The sequence below is a fragment of the Lentzea sp. NPDC055074 genome (assembly GCF_053608005.1).
This window is the reverse complement of sequence record NZ_JBSGUQ010000007.1, coordinates 276,501-298,212: the sequence shown is the minus strand read 5'-3', so window position 1 is coordinate 298,212 and position 21,712 is coordinate 276,501. Positions and strand designations below refer to the sequence as shown.

The following is a 21,712-nucleotide window of genomic DNA, read 5'->3' as shown; positions in this document are numbered from 1 at the left end:
CGTCACGGCAGCCACTCCCCGGCATCGCCGCCCCCGGAGCGCTTCTCGAAGATCATCTTGAGGATCGGGCCCAGGTCCGCGTCCTGCGGTTCGGTGACGCCCACGCCTCGGCACGCCCTGATGGCGTCGATGAACTCCGCGGTGCTCGGCTGCCTGCGGCGGTCTGTCTCAGCCTGGGCCTGGGCGCGCAGCAACTCCTCGATCAACTGGTCCAGCAGGGCGGTCGGGTTCTCTCCGAAATGCTTTTCCGCGATCAGCCGTAGTTCTTCGCTGGTGTGGTTGCGCAGCTCGTACACGACGCAGCGCCGTTCGAATGCAGGGGGCAGCTCGCGTTCCCGGTTCGAGGTGATGATGATCAGGCTCGGCGTGGACGACTCCTGCACCATCCTCGGCTCGCGCAGGTCGGTGACCGTGAAGTACCGGCCTGCCAGCGGTACCAGCAGGCTGTTGGGCACGTCCGGGTCGGCCTTGTCGATCTCGTCGATCAACACGACGGAGCCCGGTTCCCGCTTCCCGGAGTTCCAGGACTCGTAAGACTCCCGTGCGCGCGGAAGATCCTGTGCGCTCGCGCGGTCGAACGCCCACCACAACACACCGGGGAGCACGTATTTCTCGTCCTGCAGGTCTTGCGACCGCAGCTGCGCGTCGCCCAGTCTGCGGACGCTGTCGAACGACCACAGCAGGTCCTGTGCCGACGTGCGCGCGGTGACCACGTGTTCGTAGTAGCGCAGGTTTTCGGTGTAAGCGATGTGCTTGGCCAAAGTGGACTTGCCCGATCCTGGCGCTCCGAACAGGAGCAACGGCCGCTGCGTTGCCCGCGCCACTCGCACGGCGAGATCCAGGTCGTCCGACCGCACGTATCTGCCGGCGAACTTCTCGATCTCCGCGGCTCCCGTGCCGATGCTCATTGCCTCTCCACACTCAGATAGGTCCGGATGTCTTCCATGGCCTCGATCGCGTCGAGTTCCTGCTGGTGTTCGACGACGGTGTGGCAGTAGTTCCCGCCCAGGTGGTCGCGGAAGGCCTCCTCGTCCGGGTCCGCGTCCGGCCCGATCACCAGGACCACGACGACGTCCGGCCAGTTCGCCTGCACCGCGTGGACACCGGTCAGCCGCGACGAACGGCTCCGTCCTGCCTCGAGTACCAGGTAGTTCGTCTGAAAGGTGTTCCAGCGGTACTGCCTGCGCAGCAGTGGCGCGACTTCGTACGGCTCGCCGTACGGGATGTCGCCGGCCTTCTCCACCCGCACCCGCCCTCTGTCCCAATGTGTTGCCCTGTGCACGAAGTTCTTGCCAGTGGCCACGCAGATGCCGGTGCTGTCTGCGTCCGGGACTGGGTTCGCAGTACCCAGCACGCAGACCCGGTTCAGGCCCGGTGAGTCGTCGATGACCCGGCGGGCGGAGTCGAAGTCGATCCAGCTCGGCTCGATCAGGTCCGCGAGCCGGGCTCGTCTCTCCTTGTCGACCGAGCTGAGCAGTTCATCGCTGCTGCCGGCGAACATCGCGCGAACCTGCATGCTCAGCCTGGAGTTGAGGATGCGGTAAGCGAGGTCCTCCCTGGGCAGCAACGGAGCCAGCGTGGCGTTCTCGTCGAGTTGGCCGCACATCTTCTCGAGCATCTTCGGGTCGCTCGGCAGGAAGTAGGCGAGCCGCCGCACCAGCGACATCTCGCGTTCATCGAGGTGGGCGAGCACGTTCAGCGACAAAACGTGCTCCAGTTGCCGCAGGGCGTCCGTGCTGTCCGCAGCCTCGATCGACAGCGTCTGGAGTTCCTCCACGAGCTTCGTGAACTCCGCGATCCCCGCTTCCTGCACCTGCCCTCGGGTGAGGTCGACCAAGATCGCGATGATGCGGTAGTTCTTGCGGGTCGGCTGGTCGAGCATCTGCCGGACCTCCCGGCGCACCCACTTGCTGTCCAACGCGTTGGCGTCCAGCAGGACGATGCCGAAGTGGCTCTCGTTGATCCGGTCGCCGATCTTCTCCTCCCACCTGTCTCCCGGGTGGAGGAAGATCTGGTCCGCCTGCACCCGGCAGGCGCCCAGCGGGAACCGGTCGACGAGCTCCAGCAACAACTTCCTGGCGTTGCCCTCAGGCGCCGACTTCGTGCTGTGGCTGATGAAGACGTCCCAGAGGTAGTCCGTCACGACCGCGCCTTTCCCGAGGACCGCAGCTGCTCCAGCCAGTCCTTGTTCTGCAGTTCCAGGACGTGCTCGCACGCCGTGACGAACTCGTGGTAGGCCGCCGGGTCCGGCGTTTTCGGGAGCCGCTCGCACACGTCCTTCAGTTCGCCAGCGGTGCGCAGGTAGCCGGTGATCAGCTGTTCGTAGCCCGCCTGGGTGACGTATGCGGCGATCGCGCCGGTGACGGAGGTGCAGACACCGACCCACACGAGAGTGTTTTGCCCGGTGTACACGCCTATGAACGCGAATATCGTGGCGACCGCCGTCACGATGATCCCGGCCAGTTCGGCCACCCAGAGCGCGTTCTGGTAGCCGACCGCCTTCTTCTCGTGGTGCTCGATCTGTCTGTCGATGCGGTACTTCCGGTAGCCGGCGGCGTCGGCGAAATCAGGAAGCCCTCGGACTCGCTCGGGCGCTACCTTCGTCTTGGTCTTGCCGTAACCGCTCGTCAGATTGATGAGCATCTGACCCGCGTCGGCGCGACCGAAGGGGCCGGTACCGGCCAGGTACCGGTAGACAGCGGCCTTGAGCCCCTCCGAGTTCTGACGTGCCTTCGTCCACACCTCTGTGAGGAACGGCTGGACGGCCGAGCGGGTCAACGTCCCGATGAGCATCGCCATCGCCGTCGCGGTCGCCACCTGGTTCATCAGCGCGACGTCACCGGTCGAGAACTGGGCGGTGGCCACGGCTCCGACCGCGCCCGCGACCAGCGTCAGCAGCACGAACAAACGACACGCCCGCACCCACTGCTTGGCTCTGCCGGCCCGCACCGACCACCGCTGCTGCTGCTCCCACACCGCCTGCGCGGGACGGAGATCCGGTGCGTGGACGGAGGTGTCGGTGGTCTGGCCGCCGGCGTCCTGCCACACGAGGTGCATCCGTTGTTCTGCGCGCCAGCGCAGGGCTGTTGCGCGGTCGAGCTCCGGGTCCTGCCACTCGTCGAGGTGTTCGATCAGGAACACGGCCAGCGAGGGCGGGAGGCGGAGGTCGTGGACCCAGGCCGGAGCGCTGTGCCGCAGGGTCCACGAGTCCACGACCTCGACCCACCTCATCAGCTGCCGCAGCCGCTCGGTGACGGGACCGTCGCCGAACAGCACCTGCTGCAGCTCCACCTGTTGTGCGATGTCCAGCGAAGCGGTCGGCGGCGCTTGCGGCTGGGTGAAAGGTCTCGTCCGGCCTTCGGTCCTGGTGACCACATCGGACGGTTCTTCTGGCGCGGGCACCCGTTCGAGCACCTGGGTGGGCTGCTCTGGCTGGTGCTGGGAGTGCCGCGGGCCGGGCTCCGCGGCGGGACTCCCGCCGGACTGGACCGGGGCCCGGTGCACCACTCCGTTTCCGGTGCCGCTCAGCATCTCCCTCGCGGCCGCCACCCAGCGGTCCTGGGTGTCGAGCACTTCGCCCATCACGACCTGCTGCCGTCCGTCCTGCCTGTGCCGTTGGCCGGTGGGCGACGAGGCGAGGAAGATCAGCCTTGGCAGGTGGGTCCTGGCCACGTCGTCTATCTCGTAGGTGGAGAACGTCCAGTCGTCTCCGGGCAGCAACTGCTGCAGGCGCAGCGCCACGGCGAGTCGCAGCCGCGGGTCGTCGGGAAACCCGATCACGCTGCAGCCCGCCCCCGGCCGTTTCAGAGCGGCCGCGAGCACCGGCATCAGCAGCTCGTCGTCCACAACGGACGTGCCGGGCGCAGTGAGATCGGCCACCGCCGCCGGCGACAGCTTCAGCTGGAGGGGAGCGTCGTCGTACCAGCCGGTGAAGCCCGCCAGCCTGGGCAGCAGCTGAGCGATCATCCGGTGTTCACCGACGAGCGCGTGCGCGGTGTTGCGCCCGACCGCACCCGGCTTGGCGAAGCGCCGCATCAACGCGGCGGTGGAATCCGGAAAAGCGATGTAGGTGAAGGATTCCGTCGGTGGTGGTGGCGCGGGCGGTTCGCTGAGCAGCCGCGCGTACAGCTTCAGCTTGCCTTCCCAGCCGTCCCAGTCGGCATTCGAGTCGGTCTGGAACGAGGCCGACGCAAGCTTCACGCCCTCGCCGCCGACGCCGGCGAAGACGATCTGATCGAGTTCGGTCATCTGCCCACCTCCTGGGCCAATGGGTGTTCGACCGCGCCGCACATCGCCAGCAGCGACAGCAGCGGCCACAACACCCGTGCGGGTCGGACACCTCGGGGGAACTGGGTGTTGTCGTTGTCGGCGCCGCCACCCGTCGCGGACACGACGTGCAGGGTGCCGCGCTTGAACCTCGCGAACACGTCGAGCATCGCTTCACCCCGATAGCGCTCCAGGAACGCGTACACGTCCCTGCTCTCAGCCCGGAAGAGGCCGTCGTCGAGCGCGTGGTCCAAGTCGTCGTGCCGGATCCAGTGGTCGACCGGTTGCTCGTAGCGCAGCTGGTCGGCCTTCGACACCGCCACCGCGATCGGCAGGTCGGCCATGTCCTTCCGCCTTTCCAGGCGGTCCAGTGCGGAGGCGAACGCCTCGTTGCGGGAACCGGGCCCACGCCCGAACAAGGCGGGTACCGCACCGGCCGGCTCGTCGACGAACATCAGCGCGGTCGCGCCGAGCACGAACTGGCCGCCGAGCCTGCGCGGTCCCACCCTGGTGAAGTCCTCACCGGCCACGTCGAAGAACACCACCGGCCGTGCCCGCCCGGACCGGGTGCGCAGCAGCAGGTAGGTGGTGATCTCCTCCTTGAAGAAGTCGGTGGCCTGCAACGGTGTGCCGCGCATCAGCTGTGTGATCTCGCGCTGGAACGAGGCGTGCCGCAGCTCGTCGACCGGCTCGAAGCCGAGTCCGTAGTGGCGCAGGTCGTTGCGCAGCGCCGCGTGCACGATGCTCGCCAGCAGATGGGTCTTGCCGGACTTGCTCGGTCCCACCAGCCCGATGATGATCGGCGGTTCGTGGTTGCGGTAGGTGACCGGGATGTGGTGCTCGCGGTGCTCCCCCGCGGGGTTCGGGCACTTCACGTAGCAGCGGTCGTGCCGGTCCTGCCACTTCACCGGGTTGTTGATGTTCGACAGATCGGCGGGCTCCCAGCGCGCGCCGCTCTCGTCGACCACCCAGCGGAACAGCTCGGTCTCGTTCCAGTCGATGAACTCCAGGCAAATCGGGCACTGCACCTTCTGGGGCGCGGGGGTGGTCATCGGATCACCCACAGGACTGCGGCGGTGGCGAGCACCAGGAACAGCAACACCGCGAGTGGTGCCAACGGGATCTCCTTGCGCCGGGAGGGCCGCGACACTGGCGCCGGTGCGGGTGCGGCCATGGCCCTAGGGGGCGCGGTGGTCTTCGGTGGGCGCAGGAGGTCGAACCTCTCGTAGCCGGTGCGCATCAGGCTCAAGACGTTCACCGGCCGCGGCAACGGGGCGCGGTCACCCAACCGGTTCAGCATCTCCTCCGCGGTCGGGCGGTCCGCGGGCTGCGGGGCGAACACACCGCTCAGCAACCGGGCCAGGTACTCCGACTGCGACGCGAGGTCGGGCACCTCGCCTGGGCCTAGGCGCCTGCTGGTGTACAGCTCGAACACCACGCGGCCCGCCGCCTGCACGTCGTCGCCTGGGTGCGCGGTGGACTCACTGCCCGGCGGGCTCGAACGGTAGGCCTCGCCGTGTGCGACCGAATGTTCCAGGTGGGTGAGCTGCGTGGTGTCGCGGTCCCAGTACAACGACGCGGGACCGACCGAACCGTGCACCAGGCCCACCGCTGCGAGCTGGGCGAGCGCCCGGAAGAGCCCGACGGTGAACTGGTCGCGTTCGGTGCTCATCAGGTCGCTCAGGCCGTTGTCAAGGCGCCTGCCCCGGTACAGCTCGAGCAGCAGGAACGGCTCCGCCGAGTCGAAGTCGTAGCCGACCAGCGCCGGCAACTCCGGTACTGGTGTGCCGTACCGGGTGCGCAGCCTGGTCAGCGCCCGGATCTCGTTGTCCAGCAACGTCTCCACGCGCTGCAGGCCGAGTACGTCATCGGTCTCGGGCAGGTAGCGGCACAGCAGCACCTCGCCCTCGTGGGTCTTCACCTTGTCTGTGGCGAGCGCCGAGTCGGGCACGGAGCTCGAGTCGACGACCCTCACCTGCCACGTCATGGGCTTGCCGTCGGGGCCGCGGCCGGTGAGCGTGTCGTAGTTCGTGGCGGAGTACGTCACGTCGTCCCTCCTTCCTCGGACGTGGAGGTGGTGTCCGCGGCGGACGCGTGCACCTCTCGTTGGACGTAGCCGTGCAGGATCGGGGTCAGCCGCAGGGCGCCGACGGCATCACCGGGGGTGCGGACGATCTCCGTGGTGCCAGTGGCGGGCAGATCCATGTCGGCGGACGCGAAGTGCACGACGACCGCGCCATCGGCCTGCAGCAGCCGGATGTCGCCGGCCGCGCAGAGCTGGGTCATGCGGCTGCGTTCGGTCAGCCCGAAGATCCTCCGAGGGGAGTCGGAGCTCTGCCACAGCGTCGCGGCGAGGCGCCGGCGCGGGCCGTTGTCGACGATGAACAGCGGCAGCTCGCGCAGCCCGACCCGTTCGACGTGGTCGTTGTAGTCGCCGATCAGCTCCTGCGCGCGCCGCAACGCCCGCTCCGTGTCATTGGACAGCGGCATGCGGGAGGAGATGTCCTCGAACGACGGGCGCAGCACCTCCATCGTGATCTCCACGAGGTCGTGGTGCACCACCTCGCTCAGGCCCTCCGCGCCGCTGCCCCCGATGGCGTGATCGTCGTCCTCCCGCCGGCTCTTGATCACGTCGGTGAGCACGGAGGCCATCGCGTCGATGCCGCCCGCCACCACCAGTAGCGCGTCCGCGAGCCTGCGGTTGTGATCGGCGGGCGCCCAGCGTTCCGCGATCGCACGATCGAATCGGCCGACGAACTCGCGGTGCGCCGCGCTCGCCCTGCGCACCTGCGCCACGGCGGGCCAGGAGGTCACCGCACGGTTCCAGGCCATCACGGCGGCGGCCACGGCGGTCGCCACCGCGCCGACGACCACGACCGCGCTCAGCACTGTTCCCGGTGTGAGCCCGGGGAACCGGGTGCCCGCCAGGACGCTCGGCACCGCCGTCGCCGCGGCGGCAGCCATAGGCAGTCGTGCGTCGAGACGGCTTGGCGCACGGGCGAACAGCAGCCCGATGGCACCCAGCCACACCAGGCCGACACCCGACGCCCAGACCGGACCCGCCACCCACGCCGTCAGCAGACAGGTCAGGAACACCACCGGGAGCAGGTGCATGACCGGCGTGGGCCAGAGCCGAAACGGCTGCGGGGACAGCAGGTCGGACACCCACGACGCCGTCGCGGCGCCGGCTTCCCCGGAGGAGCCGCCGAGACCGCGCGCGGAGCCGAGACGGTTGCCCAGACCACGAGCCTGCTCGGCGAGACCGGGCAGCGTCCGGCCGGCGGTCAGCTCGGTGCTGAGCGCCTTGCGCAACGAGCTCGCGAGCTCGACCGAGTTCACCTCGGTCGGCGAGGGCAGGCCCTGCTCGGCGAGCTCGCTCGGCGCCGGATACCCGTCGGCCAGGCTGGAGTCCATGTCGGACAGCGCGCGCCTGATGACGCGGTGGTGGTGCGCGACGGCTTCGCCGGCATCTGCGAGCCTGCCCAGCACCACGAGGTGTGCACGGCGGCCACCGAGCAGCCCGGCGAGGCCGTGCAACGACTCGACCGCCTTCACCGCCGCGCCGACCTTGACCTCGGTCGCCCTGGCGGCCTCCGCGAGCGGCGAGCCCGGCCGGACGGTGACCGGCGCTCCGTCGGTCACGCCGCGCACCACCGATGCCAGCTCGGTCGACTCCCGGTCGTGCTGGCGCGCGGCCACACCGGTGGCCACCAGCTGGCGCAGCACCCGCAGCCGCAACGCCCGCATCATCGCGGGATCGACGAGCGCGTAGTCCACCTCCAGGCCAGGGTTGGCCGCCTGGTGCGGCATGGTCGCGACAGCGGCGAACACGCGGTCGAACACCGCGGGGAACCGCAGCGCGGTCAGCAGGTCGTCGAGATCGGCCTCGGCCCGACCAGCGCCGGGCCGCTGCGAGCCACCCTCCCACGGCACACCGGGGCCGTCGCCCACCCACAGCGTCACGCCGACGTTGGCGAGCGCGGACGGGGTACGCAGCACCGGGCTCCGGTGGCCGGGGTCGATCGTGCCGACGGTCACCAGCACGATCGCGGTGACCTGGGGCAGCCGTGCGAGTCGTTCGAACCACAGGTGGTGGTCGCTCAACGCCGTCGTGGTGTCGACCACCAGCACCCTGCTCGACGGCCCGAGCTCGTTCGCGTTGGGGCGCTGGAGGTTCTCCGCGTAGGACTGGCCCTCCGGCGTGCGGAGGTCCAGCGTCATCACCGGATCAGAGTTCACGGGCGCAGCCATTCCGGATCGCGGGCGACCCACTCGCGCAGGTCGTACAGGTTGTCCTGCAACGGGTTGTTGACGCCGCGGAACGGCAGTCGCAGTGCGCCTGGCAGGGTGTCCTCCCAGAACTCGCGCAGCGCGTGCAACCGGCGAACGCCGCTGTCACCGGTGCGCTGCCGCAGCTCCTGGTCGACCTTGGCGAGTTCGTCGGCGGCCATGCCGATGATGCGGTCGTAGAGCCGGGAGGGCTTCATCGGCCTGCTGTCCACCCCGCGCGGGGTCGCGCCGATCAGCTTGGCGCAGAAGTCGCGGCGGATCTGCTCGTCGTCGGTGAGCACCCATGCCTCGTAGGCCGACAGGACACTGGCCCACGCGGACATGCGGCCGAACGGTTCGAGCGGCAGCTTCATGGTCGCTTGGGCGCCCTCGCCGAGCCGGACGTGGATCGCGGTAGGCGACTCCTCGTCGCCCTCGACGGAGATCTGGTCGTTCCACGCGGTGCACAGCAGGTGGTGCAGAATGCGTTCGCGGTGCTCGGGAACCGTTGCCAGATAACCGAAGTCGTACCCGAGGCGTTGGCGCCAGCGCAGGAAGTCCTGCTGCTCCTCGTTCTTGAGTGCGTCGGACCAGTGCTTGAGCACCTCGCGGACCTCGGGCACCTCGGTGAGCCCCATGGAGCTTCGGAACAGCACCACGGTGATCGACTCGGCGGCGATCGGGCGGAACTCCACCACCGCGCCGGTGCGCGGCAGCGTGACCTCCTGCTGGAGGTACTTCTCCAGCTCGGGGTCTTTAGTGCCGGCGGGATAGCTGAACAGGATGCGCATGCGACCGGTGCCGCTGGGCGCGAAGCCTCCCGGCACCAGTCCCGCGAGTTTCTCCCGGAACTGTGCGAGCTCGTCGTCGCCCACGGCCACGCCCGGCTTGCCGGCGGCCGCGGCGAGCAGGTCCTGCAGAGCGGGCAGCAACGGGCGGTGCTGCCCGTCGCGGTAGGAGAAGAGGCGCTTCACCGCCTGCTTGACCCGGTCCTTGATGTGCGCCACCGCCATGGTGGCGCCGCGTCCGTCGAGAATCATGTCGTAGACGAGCTTCCAGCCCTCATCACCGAGGATCTCGGTGACCAGGTCGCCGGGCGTGGCGGTCGGGTGCAGCCTGCCGCCCTGGTGCACGTAGAAGTCCACGAACCGGCGCACCACCGCCTGGTAGAACGGTTCCAGGTCACCCTGGCGCGGCAGCAGGTACGTGACGCCGACGCGCTGCTGGTAGAGCTCGCGGGCGCGGGCGGTGAAGCGGCGCTCGCTCTGCCGTGCGTGGTCCTCGAAGGCGTTGACCAGCGAGAGCACCTGCTGCTGCACGGCCTTGAGTTTGAGGTCCCAGCGCACCGCCTGGTCGTTCCACGCGGCGTGCCAGATCCGGCGGGCGCGCCAGCCGTACCACTCGTCCTGCCTCGCGAGCGCGGCGCGCACCGGTGGGTCGGAGAACTGCAGCTTGCGCAGGAACTTGCCCTTGATGTCGGCGGAGGCGGGCGGCTGCAGCGTCACCCCCGGCGGCGCCAGGGGTTCACCGCGGCGCAGTTCGAGGATCCGTGCGAACCCGAGTGCGCTGGCCTCGTCGGACAGCCCGTCGTGGCCGTTCAGCACCCGGCGCAGGCGGAACAGGTCGATCTCACCGAGCAGCGACTTCACCGCCCGGCCGGCGTCGAAGGTCTGCACCAGGTCCGGTATCTGCCGGGAGAGCTGCTGTTCGAGTGTCCGCAGGCCGGACTCCATCGTGCGGGCGCGGGTGGCCAGCACGCGGGTGATCGCCTCCGCTCCGGACACGGCGGTCACCTCGTTGATCGGCACTGGCGCGCGCAGTCTCAGCGGGTCCAGGTTGGACTCGGTGAAGAACCTCTCGATGTAGGCGGAGTTGTTCTCCGCCAGTCCGGCGCCCGGTTCGTCGAGCTCCGTCACGGCTGCGGCGAGCAGACGTGCGCTGATGATGTCCGCGATGTCGTCCACCGGCACAGTCATCGACGCGACGGAGCTGGTCGACACGCCGCGGTTGCCGATCCCGGTCGGCGCGGGTACCTCGCGTTCAACCGCGCTGTTGATGAAGCTGTCCGCGAATGACATGTAGGTCTGCGCGATGGCCTGGCGGCCGCCGTCGCCCTCGGTGCCGAGATCGGTGCCGATCAACGACAGCACCAGCGACACGATCGACCGGTGCAGGTCGTCGCGCTGTACTCCGGCACCTTTGCCGAACAGGAACGCGGTCTGCACGGTGGAGGCGCGCAGCCGGATCTCCTCTCGATCCGGGTAGCGCACCGACAACGTGCCGCTGACGCCCGAGCTGTCCAGCTCGGTACCCGCGACCTGCGCGTTCTGGTCGTCGACCAGCCGGAACAGATCGAGCAGCGACCGGCCCGCGTTGAGCCGCGCGGCCCGGCCGCCCCCGAGTCCCTCGTCGAACGCGGAGGGCATGAGCACCAACGGGAAGATGCGCGCGCGGTAGTCCTGGTGCGCGAAGACGTCGCCGATCAGGTGCAGGAAGTCGAAGAATATGCCGCTTCCCGTGCCGCCCGCGACCGAGAACGCCACGAAGACGTCGCAGGACAGCGATCTCTTGCCGCCACCGAGAAGCGCGAGCTCACCCAGTGAGTTGTTGATCGCGCCAACCGCCTTGCGCAACGGGGCTTGCGCCGCCGAGGTGCCGCCGCGGAAGGTCTCGAACAGCGCCGCCCTGCCCACGGTCGGCAGCTGGCCGGCGCCGCGGGCCAGCGGGCCGATGCGCGGCTCGCCCTGCGGCGGCGGCAACCAGGGGTCGACGAGTCTCGGTGCGGCCAGGCGCAGGCTGCGCGCGACCTCCGGGTACGTGTCATGGTGCGGCACCAGTTCCCGCACGAGGTGCATGGTGCGTTCGGCCGCCGGCAGGTACTCGGGGTCGGGCACCACCCGGCGTTCCAGCGCGCCGAACTCGTCCTCCGACAGGTCGGCGTAGACGAACTGCAGGCACGAAGGCAGCTGGTAGGGCAGGAAGTTCTTGCCCTGCATGCGGTGCTGCAGCTCGGTGCCGTCCGGTCCACAGAGCTCTTCGCGCAACCTGCGCTCCAGCTCAGCTCCGACCCGGCAGCCGGTGCCACCCAGTCCGACGTACATCATCGGTTGGTAGATCTGCATCGTGGTCCTTCCGCTGCCCGTGGCTAGAGCAGGTGGTGATTGCCACCGGCGGGCTGGTCGCCGGAGAACTGGGTGGTGGCGAGCGGGTCGTGCCGGTCGCCGGGAAGCTCGGCCTGGGCGTGCTCGTCCAGCACCTGGACGGACAGCGTGGGACTCACCTCGACGCGGTCGCCGACGGTCAGCTGCCGGGTCTCGCCGTACGGAGTGCGCAACGTGAGTCGGCCTCCGTTGCGGCTAAGGACGTATCCGTCCTCGGCCCCGGCCGAGTGCGCGAGCTGTGGTACACCCGCGCCCGCCTCGCCGAGGTGGAAGAGGAACCGCGCTGACGGCTGTTCCGGTGCTGCCAGGTCTCCACGCGACCTGTGGCCCTCGTAGAGGTGTACGACGAGTCCACGGACATCCCTGCGGCGGCGCCACCTGATGATCAGGAGTACCGCAGCGGTGACGAGCGCGGCGGCCGTGATCGCGGCCGTGATCGCGGCCGTGTGGTCCGGCTTCACGTCCGCGGTGATCCGCCAGTCGTAGATCACGTCGTCGGGCCGTTCGTCGTCGACCACCCGGAGTGTCAGCGCGTTGGCGCCCTGGACCGTGCCGGTGGCGAAGGCCAGGTCGAAACCGAACGTGCCCGTGCCCGACGGAGGCAGTGGCAGTACGGTCTGCTCGCCGGGGATGGTCGCGAGCGTTCCCGGAGCCGGGTCGGCCACCAGGATCCTGGCCTTGCGGGCACGACCAGAGCTGTTGGTAACGGTGACCGATCCCTTCATCGACCCGCCCGGCTCGACGGTGCGGTCCGAGTTGCCGAACGTGCCGGTCGCAGTGAGTTCGGGTGGACCTTGCACGATGTCCGCGTCGACTGTCCGGGTGTCACCGCTGATGCCGATGCCCGCGACCGTGCCGGTGAACTTCACGGATCCCTTGGCCTGCTGGGGAATGACGACCTTGCCGGTGTAGATCCCGTCCTGGCCGGTGGGGTCACCGTTCTGGCCGTCGTCGCCGAGCGTGATGGGTGTGGCCCAGCCGTCCCCTGTCACGTCTGCGGTGAATGAGAGGTCGCGCAACGCGGACGGGTCGGTGATCGACCGGGTGCGCGTCTGCAGGCTCAGCGTGACGGTGACCTCATCGCCGGGACGCGGTGCGGGTGGGTTAGCGGTCATGTTCGAGCGCACCGCGCCCTGGTACATCACGACGGTGCTGACGTTGAGTGCGGGCACCCCCGGCGCGGACTTGATCTTCACGGTCCAGGTGCCCGGCACCGGGTTCACGATCCGCAGCGCCTCTACAACGCCGTTCTCCCCGCTGATCTGGAAAGACGAACCGTCCTGGTCGCCGGACTTCGGCACCGTCCTTCCCGCCGGGTCCGCGTAGGACACCGAGACGCGGGGGTCGTGCTTCGTCACGATGATCGAGCCGTCGGTCGCGATCGCGGGAATGACGACCTCGGCCTCCGCCTCGCCGCCGCTGCTGAGGGGCGTGCGCTGGATCGCGCCGGCGCCCGCGCACCGCGCTGCCTGGAACGCCTGGACCAACGCCTCGCCCACGTCCGCGCTGCTGTTCACGACGGTGGCGGACGGCGTGGGTGACTTGGGCCCGCACTTGCCCTGGAACGATTCCGCCGCGAACCGGTCGAGCTGTCCGCGGTTGACCTTGCCGAACCCGAGCGGCCAGACCTGGACCTTCTCGGCCACCGCCTCTTCGAGCGTCTTGCCGACCCGCCGGGAGGCTTCCTTGTTGCGTTCGTCGCCGACGTTGTCGGTGCCGTACCTCGGGCTGTCACTCACGTTCAGCTCGCCGTCGGTGAGGATGAAAACGAGCTTCGGGCCCTGCTTGTCGCCACGCAGATAGGTGAGTGCCTGTTGCAGTGCGGCAGCGTGGTCGGTGCCGTCGCCCTGGCCCAAAGGGCGGCTGCGCAGGTTCCGCACGCACTCGCTGAGCCGTTGCCGGTCCTGGGCGGTCGTGACGGTGCTCGGCGGGCACACCACGTCGACCGGTGACTGGGCGCCGTTGTCGCTGCCGAAACCGACGACCGCGATCGAGCTGGAGGGCGCGAACTCGCCGAGCGCGATCAGCGCGGCGGCCTCCCGCTCACGTTCTATGTCCTGCTCACTGATGCTGCTCGACTCGTCGACCAGCACCACTATGTGCGCGGGTGAGACCGTCGGAACGGGCTGCTGCTGCCGCGCCGCCGCGCCTGGCCACGGCTGCACCAGCAATACGGCTGCCACCGTTGTGGCGAGCACTGAGAGACGCATGAGTAATTCACCCACTGACGCTGGTGGAATGGAGCACGGGCAGATCGCGGTATTTCGATCGGGGGCATGCGGCGATTCGTTACCTCGATCTCTCGCGACTGGGTCGCAGGCAGCGCTGGGTCCAAAATATTCCACTGTTATTGGATTGCGACTTGCTGCGCTAAGCGGGTGAAAAATGTGCGACAGTGAAACGCTCTGCCTGCCGTTCGCGACTCCTGGTGTCCGCATCGTTTGAATAGTGGACAAATTATGGCCAAAAGATGTCTGTGGTGGAGGGGAGGTGCCGAGTCGACCGAAGTGCCTGCTGATCAGGTGGATTGCGACCTCTGGTCACCCTCGTCTCAAGCCGGGAGCGCTTTCAAAATGGACGGGACGGTCGGGAGCGGCGGTGCGAGTATGCGGCGGCACTACTGACCCGGGCCTTTCGTGTAGGTGACGGTCCGGCTTGAGGGCGTGTCAGGTAGCTCGTGGGCGTCCTCCTTTCGGTGTTCGGGGTCGTCACGGTGGACCGTTTTCGGCTGGGCATCGTTGGGATCCACTGCTCGATGAGGGTGGTACTTGGTTCGCGGGAACGGGTTCATGCGGGTCGGGTCGGTTGCGGTAGGCGGTGCAGGCGTTGTTGGGCAGTCAGGACCAGTTCGGTCCAGGGTGCGTGGCGGGCCAGCCGGAGATGGATTTGTCAGGCGTGGCGCTTGAGCGTCCGGCGATGGAGAACAGGCGTAGCCGCGGGCGTTTGGATTCCCATCTGCGGGCTTGATGGCCGGTCAGGGCGAGCATCTGGGGTCCAGGCGGTCAGATCGAGGGCGAGGCGACGATCGCGACCCAGATCCGGTTGTGGGCGTAGCCGTGCAAGGGCAAGTTGGTCAGCCAGGTGGCCCTCGCGGTGCGGATGCGGTGTTCGGCGCGGGCCGGGCGGCGGTGACGTAGTTCAAGGTCGGCGAGCTAGCGGCAGTTGACGTTGGTGGCGAACGCGATCAGCCGGGCCGTCGGCGTCGGTGAACCGCAGCTGCGCGTCGGCGTGTGGGCGTTCCTTCCGCGCGATGATCCGCATGCCCTGAAGCCATCTGGACAGCTCCAGCACGCCGGTGGCCTTGGCGCCCCAGGGTCCGTCGCGTGGGGTGCGGTTGTCGTAGGCGGGGGCCACGCGTGTGCGGGGACGCGGGCCAGGCGCTCGACCGCGTCGTCGGGTAGGTGAACCGAGTGAGTAGCCCAGTTTCTTACGTGCAGCCATTCAAGAAATTCCTGAGTGCTGCCAGCGGCGTCGGTGCGGACGAGGACCTTTCGGTCGACCCGTCCGCGCTTGGTGGTGGATGGCAACTGCCGCAACGTATCCCGAGCTAACGCGATGTGGTCGGCGGCGGTGTTTTATCCAGCGTTGCCCGGCCGAAGCCTGATCGCCAGTGGTTTGCCGGTGCCCTGTGCAGTGGTCGGCAAATGAGCACATCGGGTGGGCTCTGCAGACCGTGATGATGGCCTGATCCCATTGAGCGTCAACAAGATCAGGCGCATGCACGCCGCCTTGACCTGCACCCCGTACCCGCGGTCCCACGCCAAAGCCTGGTCACACTGGTTTCGACGCCACCAAACCGAGCCCAATGATGCCACTATCAGCGACGACTCAAAGAACACGGCCTACTGCTGTAGTACTAGACAGCGATCGGTCTGTTTCTGTTGCCTTAGTGACGGGCCTGACCGGACACGCAACGAGGCGGGTTTACTGCTGAAGTCGCCGCTCACTCAGGCCAGCGGAACGCGTCACGGCGAGGTTCGATCCGCTGAACCCCCGGGCGACGAAAGAACCAGTGTGAGACTCAGTGACTGGATGGCCGCAGCGACGACGCACGCCACCGCCCGCTGGACCGTGCGCTATGGCGAGGTGCTCCGCTTCGCGGGCTCGGACCTGCCCCGGCCTCGGACGATCCGGGTGCCCACCCGGCACGGCCGCGTCCGCGTGCACGTCTACCAGCCGCACTCCGCGCCGGTGCCCGGCGCCGCGCACGTCCACTTCCACGGCGGAGCGTTCCTGATGCGCTACCCGTTCATGGACGACTGGTGGTGCCGCTACCTCGCCGCGACGACCAACGTCCCCGTGCTCAACGTCGACTACCGCGCCGCCCCCTACGTCGCCTATCCCGTCGCTCACCACCAGTGCCACGACGTCGCGGCGTGGGCGGCGGCGGGCGGCGACGAACTGCGGCTCGACGGCGAGAAGATCTCGGTCGGCGGGTTCTCCTCCGGCGGCAACCTGGCGGCATCGGTCAGCCTGCAGGCCCGCGACGGTGGACGCTGGCTGCCCGCCTTGCAGGTGCTCGGGATTCCCGTGCTGGACTTCCACGACGAACCCGGGCACGAGCCCGGCATGATCACGCCGCAGCTCCGCCGGCTCGTGCGCCGGGCCTACTTCCCCGACCCCGCCAGCCGGTTGGAGCCGTGGGCTTCTCCTTTGCTGGCGCCGAACCTGTCAGGCCTGCCGCCCGCCGTGGTGCTGACCGCCGAACGCGACGTGCTCCGCCACGACGGCCGACGCTACGCCGCACGTCTGCGCGAGGCCGGCGTGCCGGTGCACCACGACGAGACGCCGGGCGCCGACCACTACTTCCTCACCGAGAACCCCGTCCGCGCCCGCACCACGATGGCCATGGTCGCCGGGGCCATCGGCGCGGCGGTGTCCTGACCACGGCCTCGGTGTCACACCCGACGCCGGCATCACCCTGTGCTCTGGCCTGGGCGAATCGTGCGGTGACCACGCACGCGGCCGCCGTCGTGCAGACGGCCGGGGACGGCCCTAGCGTTGCGGGCAGCAGAAGACGGCGAAAGGTGATCTCATGCGCTTCACCACGGCGGCAGTTCCTCAGCCGTTCCAGGCGCAGTGCACCCGGAACTTCGACCGGCCGGGGACGTACTGGGTGTCACCGTGTCCCGCCGAGTGATGGCGTCTCCGGCGCGCGAGTCCACCGCGCAGGACGTGGAGGAGGCTTCGCCGACTCGCGGAGCCTTGCCATCGGCGCGGACTCCAGGATGCGCGCTCGAACGAATGTGCTTGGGCGAGCTGATGACCGCCGTCGCCCAGGGTGACCGGACCGCCTTCGGCCGTGTTTACGACCTGCTGTCGGTCCGGTTCTACCGCCTGGTCCTGATCAGTGTGCGGACCGGGGGCTCCCAGGCCGATCGCGAGACGGCAGCGGAGCAGGCAGCGCTCGACGCGTGGACGAGCGTCTGGCGCGACGCCCCGCAGCTGCTGCTCTCCTCGCGTCGGCCACTGACCTCGGCCGACGCCGTCGCCTGGATCACGAACAAGATCATCGGCAGTCTGCCGGCCCCGGCGCGGCGCGGCTGAACCGGTCCGAGGTCTGTCCAAACTGGACTTGCACGAGTGCGTGCATGCGTCTGGGAGATCGGTTTCGTACGTCATGGTGGGTGATCGGCGGACGCGATCAGGACGTGTGTGGCGACCGCGTGATCGATGGTGAACAATGATCCGCTGTGTTCACGAGCGGGGAAGACGCGGACCCGGTGGCGGCGGAACTCGCCTGCATGATGATCGAATGCCGGTTCGCGGAAGTCGTGGACCGCACCGAGAACCTCGGCCCTGAACCCGATCTGCCCGTGGACAGGGCCCGGTGGCGGCTGGCGCTGTACATCCGGTCGGTGGCTTTCGTGAACCTCCTTCGCTACGACGAGGCGGAAGCCGCGTGTCAGGCCGTCCTGCGGTCGGCGGACGCGGATGGCGACCACGTCGCGCGCATCAGGGTTCTGGGATACGGCATCGCCGCCGCCTTCCTGCAAGGGGAGGTGGACGAAGCCCTGGGCCGGCTCGACGAGGTGCTGGCCGCCGCCGAGACCATGGACCCCGGGCCGGAGCGGACCTTCGCGCTCGTCGCCGCCGCGACCACCACCGGGATCATCGGGCTCTCGGAACTGAGCGACCGGCTGATCTCCGAGGTCGTCGGTCAGGTGACGCGAGCCGCATCCGCCGGCGTGATCCACCCAGGGGTCATGCGCATGCTCCACGCACTCATGGTCGTGAGGCGCTGTCAGCTGGCCATGGCGCTGGAATCCCGTGATCCGGAGCGCGCCGCGGAGCTGTACCGCAGTGTGGTCCACCTCGTCCAGCAGGCGGGGTGCGGCCCCGCTTCCACAACGACGGGTGACGGGCCCTCGTCGCCGGTGGGGGTGGGTCCGCTCGAACGACAGGCTTCGCTCTTCAAGGCGCACCACGCCTTCGCGCGCATCGCCGTGGGGGAGGAGGGGACGGAGCTGGAGATCCCGGCCTCTTCCGTCCTGCGGTCCGACCTGGACCCGCTGGACATGACCGCGGCGATCATGTGGGGGCTGTGCCGGCTGCGCGCGTTCCTGCGCGGCGACCAGTCTCGACCGGCCGAGCTCCGCGCCATGCTGGAGCTCGGCCGTGGCGTCACGGATCTGGCCGTGCGCATGCCCACGCTCGTGCTCCGTGCCGAGAGCTATCGCCTGTACCTGGCGCTCTCCGAACGAGCCGGTGAGACCCTGCTGAGTGCGATGCTCGCGGAGAGGCACGAGGCCGCGGTCCACGAACTCGAGTGGAGCGACCGGCTCGAATGGGCGTCCTTCTCGGGGTTTCGCTCGAAGATCATGCGGAGCGTCCGGGACGGCCTCTGACCGCGAAGGCCGTTCAGGGGTTCGCAGGCGCGCATGAACACGAACTTTCTTTCGAAAGTGAAACCACGTGGACGTGTTTTCCGCGTCTGTTCTTGTGCTGGCGATCAGGTTGCTGCTCAGCGCGAAAAAGTGCTGTGGTGCGAGTAACCCTCATGTGTCGAAGCTTCTCCAGTTGAGACGGCAGCTCGGCTTTCTTGACACATCAGAAACAACGAACTTACAGTTTCGAAAGTGATCGACAGCGTCACGCCGAGCGGTGAGCCGGGCTGCCACCGCCACTTCGGGACGGATGGAGGTGCGAGCGGACGTGAACAAGACGAAGACCATCGGCGAACCGGTGCTCGAGCGGGCTTTTCGGGTGCTGCGCACGTTCGGTGCGGAACGGCGGCCGCTGTCGTTGACTTCGCTGAGCGCGCGTTCCGGCCTGCCGAAGTCCACCGTGCTGAGGTTGACGCGGACGCTGGTGCGGCTCGGGGCGCTGGAACGGTGCGCCGAGGGCGGGTACACCATCGGGCTCGGTCTGTGGGAGCTCGCGACGCTCGCGCCGCGGGCGGAAGGGCTTCGTGTCCGAGCTTTCCCGTTCATGCGAGAGCTGCACGGCGTCACCGGGCAGCACGTGGTTCTGAGTGTGCTCGACGGCGTGGAAGCGGTGATGACCGAGTTGCTGTCAGCACCGGACGCGGTGCGGACGCCGTACCGCGTGGGCAGCCGATCTCCGTTGTACGCGACCGCGCAAGGGCAGTGCCTGCTGGCGAACGGCCCGGCGGCCCTGCAGGAGCAGGTCCTCACGGGCGAGTTGCTCGCGGTGCCGGAGAACGTCCCGACCTGCCCTCAGCGGCTGCGGTCGCGGCTGGCCGCCGTGCGGAGCGAGGGCGTGGCGGTGGTGAGCTGCGCGGTGCCGGAGGCGCACACCGCGGTGTCCGCGCCGGTGGTGGACCACAGAGGACAGGTGATCGCCTCGCTCACCGTCGTCGTGCGGGCGCCCGGCTGCAACGTCCCGGCCCTGCGCGCCGCGATCATGGCGACCTGTCACGCCGTGAACCAGAGCATCCGCACCTCGCCCGTCCACGGTTTTCCGGAGGACCCGCCCTCGCCAGGAGCCGGGATCGCCGGTCGTTCCTTCGGGTAGCGCGGCTTCCGTTTCGACCACTCATCCCGCGATGCGTCGGGTGATGTCGCGGGTCGCCGCCGAGTCGGACGACCTCCAGCAACACGCGGGTCGTTTCCGCTTGCAGCACAAGCGTTCTGGTGCGGTGGGCGAGTTCGGCGAGGCGCTGGGCCAGGACTTTCCGGTGGGCGGGGTCGACCTCGTCGTCCTGCAGCCAGATCGAGAACGCCGCGGTAGAGGCCTGCCGACTTCCCGGGCTCCCGGTGTTCGGGCTCGCTCAGGACGCTGCCACGAGCAGCTGTGCTCCGGTGGCGCGCAGTCGTTCTAGAGCACGGCGGTTCTGGATCGGTGCGGTGATGAGGGTGTGTTCTCCGCCCAGTGCGAGCCAGGGCGTTCCGCCGGTCGCGGCGAGAACATCGGCGGAGGCGAGCAGAACGGTGCGTCCGGAGGAGATGGTGGAGAACGCTTCGACGGCGGCCGACTGGTCTTCGTCGAGGTGCACCACGCCGCTGGTGTCCACGCGGTGGCACGGGAGGAAGGCGACGTCGACACGATCGCGCTGTCCGGCTTCCGGAGCCGGCTTCAGCACCCCGCCGTGCAGCGTTCCGCCGGTGACGCGCACGGTGAAGCGGTCGAGGTCGCCCGCGAGCTGCTCGCACGCCGCCAGGTCGCCGGTCACGACCGTGATGCCGGTGAGGTCGGAGCGCTGGTGCAACGCGGCGGCGACGTCGGCCGAAAGCCGGCCCGCACCGAGGAAGACGGTGTCGTGCGAGCGCAGCAGGGCCGCGGCCATCACCGCCTCCGCCACGGGATCGCGGCGAACTCGGAGTGACTCGCTCGCGGCTGGCTGCGCGCCTCCCCACACGCGGCGCACGTGCCCGGCGGCCTCCAGGTCACGCAGGTCGGACCGGATCGTCACTTCCGAAACCTGGAGCCGCTGACTGAGGTCCCCGATGCCGACGAAGTCCGCCCGTGCCACGATCTCCAGGAGCTGCCCCTGCCTGCGGACACGGTCCGACGGTGGTCGTCCCGCCATCCCGTCCTCCTCGCCACCCGCCGGCGTCGCCACGGGCTGTGAGCGTGCTGGAGCCGCCGCTCACCCAGTGTACATTTAGGTTTCAACATTCTCGCCTTCGAATGTGAAGGCCGGGTACGGGACGGCGAGCGAGGAGGGGTCGTGGCCACCGAGCAGGGACCCGGCGATCTCACCGTCACCGAACGCCGGCACCGCATCGTCGCGGTGGTCCGGCAGCTCGGGTTCGTCCAGGTGCGCCCGCTCGCGCAGGAGCTCGGCGTGTCCGAGGTGACCATCCGCCAGGACCTGCGGTCGCTCGAGGAGTGCGGTGCGCTGCACCGGGTCCGAGGGGGAGCGGCGGCCAGCTCCGGCACGGCCGCGCCGGCACGACCGGCGCGCGCGGACTGGGCCGACCCGGCCGTGGGCACCATGGTGGCCGCGTTCGTCCGCAGCGGGGACACGATCGTCCTCGACCACGCCCCCGGCATCCGGGCCGTCGCGGAGGCGCTCGTCTCCCGGCGCGACCTGTCCGGCGTCGTCGTGCACACCGAGTCGCTCCCCGTCCTCGCGCCGTTCGCGGGCCACTCCGACCGCTTCACCGTCGTCGTGCCCGCCGGCACCCTGGACGCGACCCACCGCGTCGTGCCCGACCGCGAGACCGAGACGAACGCGGACCTCGCCGTGCTCGGCTGTGCCGGCGTCAGCGTCGACGGACTCCTCGCGCGCACCGAACCCGAGGCCTTCGCCCGGCGCCGTGCCGCGTTCGCCGCCCGGCGGGGCATCGTCGTGGTACCGCCCGATGCCCTCGACCAGCCGGGGGAGCACGTGGTCTGTTCCCTCGACCACGTCGACGCGTGCATCACGAGCCGAGCCCTCGACGAAGCGGTGGCCGGGCCGTTGCGCGCCGCGGGGCTCCGGATCTTCGCCGTCTCCTGATCCGGCGCAACGCTTTCCCGCCGTGCGGCAGGTTGTGCCGCTGAGCGGAACGAGCACGTTCCCGCGCGCCGGGCCTTGTTAGCGTCCGGAACACCTTCGCCGATCTCGT

The 21,712-nt window shown here is 69.1% G+C and carries 14 protein-coding genes; 5 read left to right on the top strand and 9 right to left on the bottom strand.

What is annotated here, in order from left to right; all coding sequences use genetic code 11:
* Nucleotides 1-2: 2 nt before the first annotated feature.
* The 8 genes from ACWF7A_RS19310 to ACWF7A_RS19275 are packed head-to-tail and all read right to left on the bottom strand — an operon-like array spanning nt 3 to nt 13,906.
* Nucleotides 3-908: an AAA family ATPase gene (locus ACWF7A_RS19310; protein ID WP_452251810.1), complete on the bottom strand. Its 906-nt coding sequence runs from the start codon at nt 906-908 to the stop codon at nt 3-5.
* Nucleotides 905-2,143 carry a toll/interleukin-1 receptor domain-containing protein gene (locus ACWF7A_RS19305; RefSeq protein WP_452251809.1) on the bottom strand — a complete coding sequence of 413 codons (1,239 nt, stop codon included), beginning with the start codon at nt 2,141-2,143 and terminating at the stop codon, nt 905-907. The genes ACWF7A_RS19310 and ACWF7A_RS19305 overlap by 4 nt, the downstream gene beginning before the upstream one ends.
* Nucleotides 2,140-4,248 (bottom strand): DUF4231 domain-containing protein, encoded by a 2,109-nt coding sequence (locus tag ACWF7A_RS19300; protein ID WP_452251808.1) that lies wholly within the window; start codon nt 4,246-4,248, stop codon nt 2,140-2,142. The genes ACWF7A_RS19305 and ACWF7A_RS19300 overlap by 4 nt, the downstream gene beginning before the upstream one ends.
* A complete protein-coding gene (locus ACWF7A_RS19295; protein WP_452251807.1) occupies nt 4,245-5,318 on the bottom strand; it encodes a TRAFAC clade GTPase domain-containing protein in 1,074 nt (357 codons plus the stop codon). The genes ACWF7A_RS19300 and ACWF7A_RS19295 overlap by 4 nt, the downstream gene beginning before the upstream one ends.
* On the bottom strand, nt 5,315-6,313 hold the full coding sequence (locus tag ACWF7A_RS19290; RefSeq protein ID WP_452251806.1) for a hypothetical protein: 999 nt from the start codon (nt 6,311-6,313) through the stop codon (nt 5,315-5,317). The genes ACWF7A_RS19295 and ACWF7A_RS19290 overlap by 4 nt, the downstream gene beginning before the upstream one ends.
* A complete protein-coding gene (locus ACWF7A_RS19285) occupies nt 6,310-8,487 on the bottom strand; it encodes a hypothetical protein (protein WP_452251805.1) in 2,178 nt (725 codons plus the stop codon). Before ACWF7A_RS19285 ends, ACWF7A_RS19290 begins: the two co-directional genes overlap by 4 nt.
* A 14-nt stretch (nt 8,488-8,501) precedes the next feature.
* Entirely contained in the window at nt 8,502-11,657 is a 3,156-nt protein-coding gene (locus ACWF7A_RS19280; RefSeq protein ID WP_452251804.1) for a tubulin-like doman-containing protein, read from the bottom strand.
* 23 nt (nt 11,658-11,680) lie between these two features.
* Nucleotides 11,681-13,906: a VWA domain-containing protein gene (locus tag ACWF7A_RS19275; RefSeq protein ID WP_452251803.1), complete on the bottom strand. Its 2,226-nt coding sequence runs from the start codon at nt 13,904-13,906 to the stop codon at nt 11,681-11,683.
* Between the two features lie 1,822 nt (nt 13,907-15,728).
* Here ACWF7A_RS19275 and ACWF7A_RS19270 point away from each other — a divergent pair.
* From ACWF7A_RS19270 to ACWF7A_RS19255, 4 genes are all read left to right on the top strand, one after another.
* Entirely contained in the window at nt 15,729-16,580 is an 852-nt protein-coding gene (locus ACWF7A_RS19270) for an alpha/beta hydrolase (protein ID WP_452251802.1), read from the top strand.
* A gap of 366 nt (nt 16,581-16,946) precedes the next feature.
* Nucleotides 16,947-17,243 (top strand): hypothetical protein, encoded by a 297-nt coding sequence (locus ACWF7A_RS19265; RefSeq protein ID WP_452251801.1) that lies wholly within the window; start codon nt 16,947-16,949, stop codon nt 17,241-17,243.
* 146 nt (nt 17,244-17,389) lie between these two features.
* Nucleotides 17,390-18,544, top strand: coding sequence for a hypothetical protein (locus ACWF7A_RS19260; protein ID WP_452251800.1), 1,155 nt, complete (start codon nt 17,390-17,392; stop codon nt 18,542-18,544).
* A 307-nt stretch (nt 18,545-18,851) separates the two neighbouring features.
* Nucleotides 18,852-19,673 (top strand): IclR family transcriptional regulator, encoded by an 822-nt coding sequence (locus ACWF7A_RS19255; RefSeq protein WP_452251799.1) that lies wholly within the window; start codon nt 18,852-18,854, stop codon nt 19,671-19,673.
* Nucleotides 19,674-19,929: 256 nt separating this feature from the next.
* On the opposite strand, the gene ACWF7A_RS19250 is transcribed toward ACWF7A_RS19255, so the two are convergent.
* Complete coding sequence (locus tag ACWF7A_RS19250) at nt 19,930-20,721, bottom strand: DeoR family transcriptional regulator (RefSeq protein ID WP_452251798.1); 792 nt, start codon at nt 20,719-20,721, stop codon at nt 19,930-19,932.
* 108 nt (nt 20,722-20,829) lie between these two features.
* Between ACWF7A_RS19250 and ACWF7A_RS19245 the strand changes: the two genes are divergently transcribed.
* On the top strand, nt 20,830-21,603 hold the full coding sequence (locus ACWF7A_RS19245; protein ID WP_452251797.1) for a DeoR family transcriptional regulator: 774 nt from the start codon (nt 20,830-20,832) through the stop codon (nt 21,601-21,603).
* Nucleotides 21,604-21,712 lie beyond the last annotated feature (109 nt).

Bases quoted from the DNA above. Each gene is read 5' to 3' on its own strand.
- ACWF7A_RS19310 (WP_452251810.1), bottom strand. From the start codon at position 908: ATGAGCATCGGCACGGGAGCCGCGGAGATCGAGAAGTTCGCCGGCAGA.
- ACWF7A_RS19300 (WP_452251808.1), bottom strand. From the start codon at position 4,248: ATGACCGAACTCGATCAGATCGTCTTCGCCGGCGTCGGCGGCGAGGGC.
- ACWF7A_RS19295 (WP_452251807.1), bottom strand. From the start codon at position 5,318: ATGACCACCCCCGCGCCCCAGAAGGTGCAGTGCCCGATTTGCCTGGAG.
- ACWF7A_RS19285 (WP_452251805.1), bottom strand. From the start codon at position 8,487: ATGACGCTGGACCTCCGCACGCCGGAGGGCCAGTCCTACGCGGAGAAC.
- ACWF7A_RS19280 (WP_452251804.1), bottom strand. From the start codon at position 11,657: ATGCAGATCTACCAACCGATGATGTACGTCGGACTGGGTGGCACCGGC.
- ACWF7A_RS19275 (WP_452251803.1), bottom strand. From the start codon at position 13,906: ATGCGTCTCTCAGTGCTCGCCACAACGGTGGCAGCCGTATTGCTGGTG.
- ACWF7A_RS19270 (WP_452251802.1), top strand. From the start codon at position 15,729: ATGGCCGCAGCGACGACGCACGCCACCGCCCGCTGGACCGTGCGCTAT.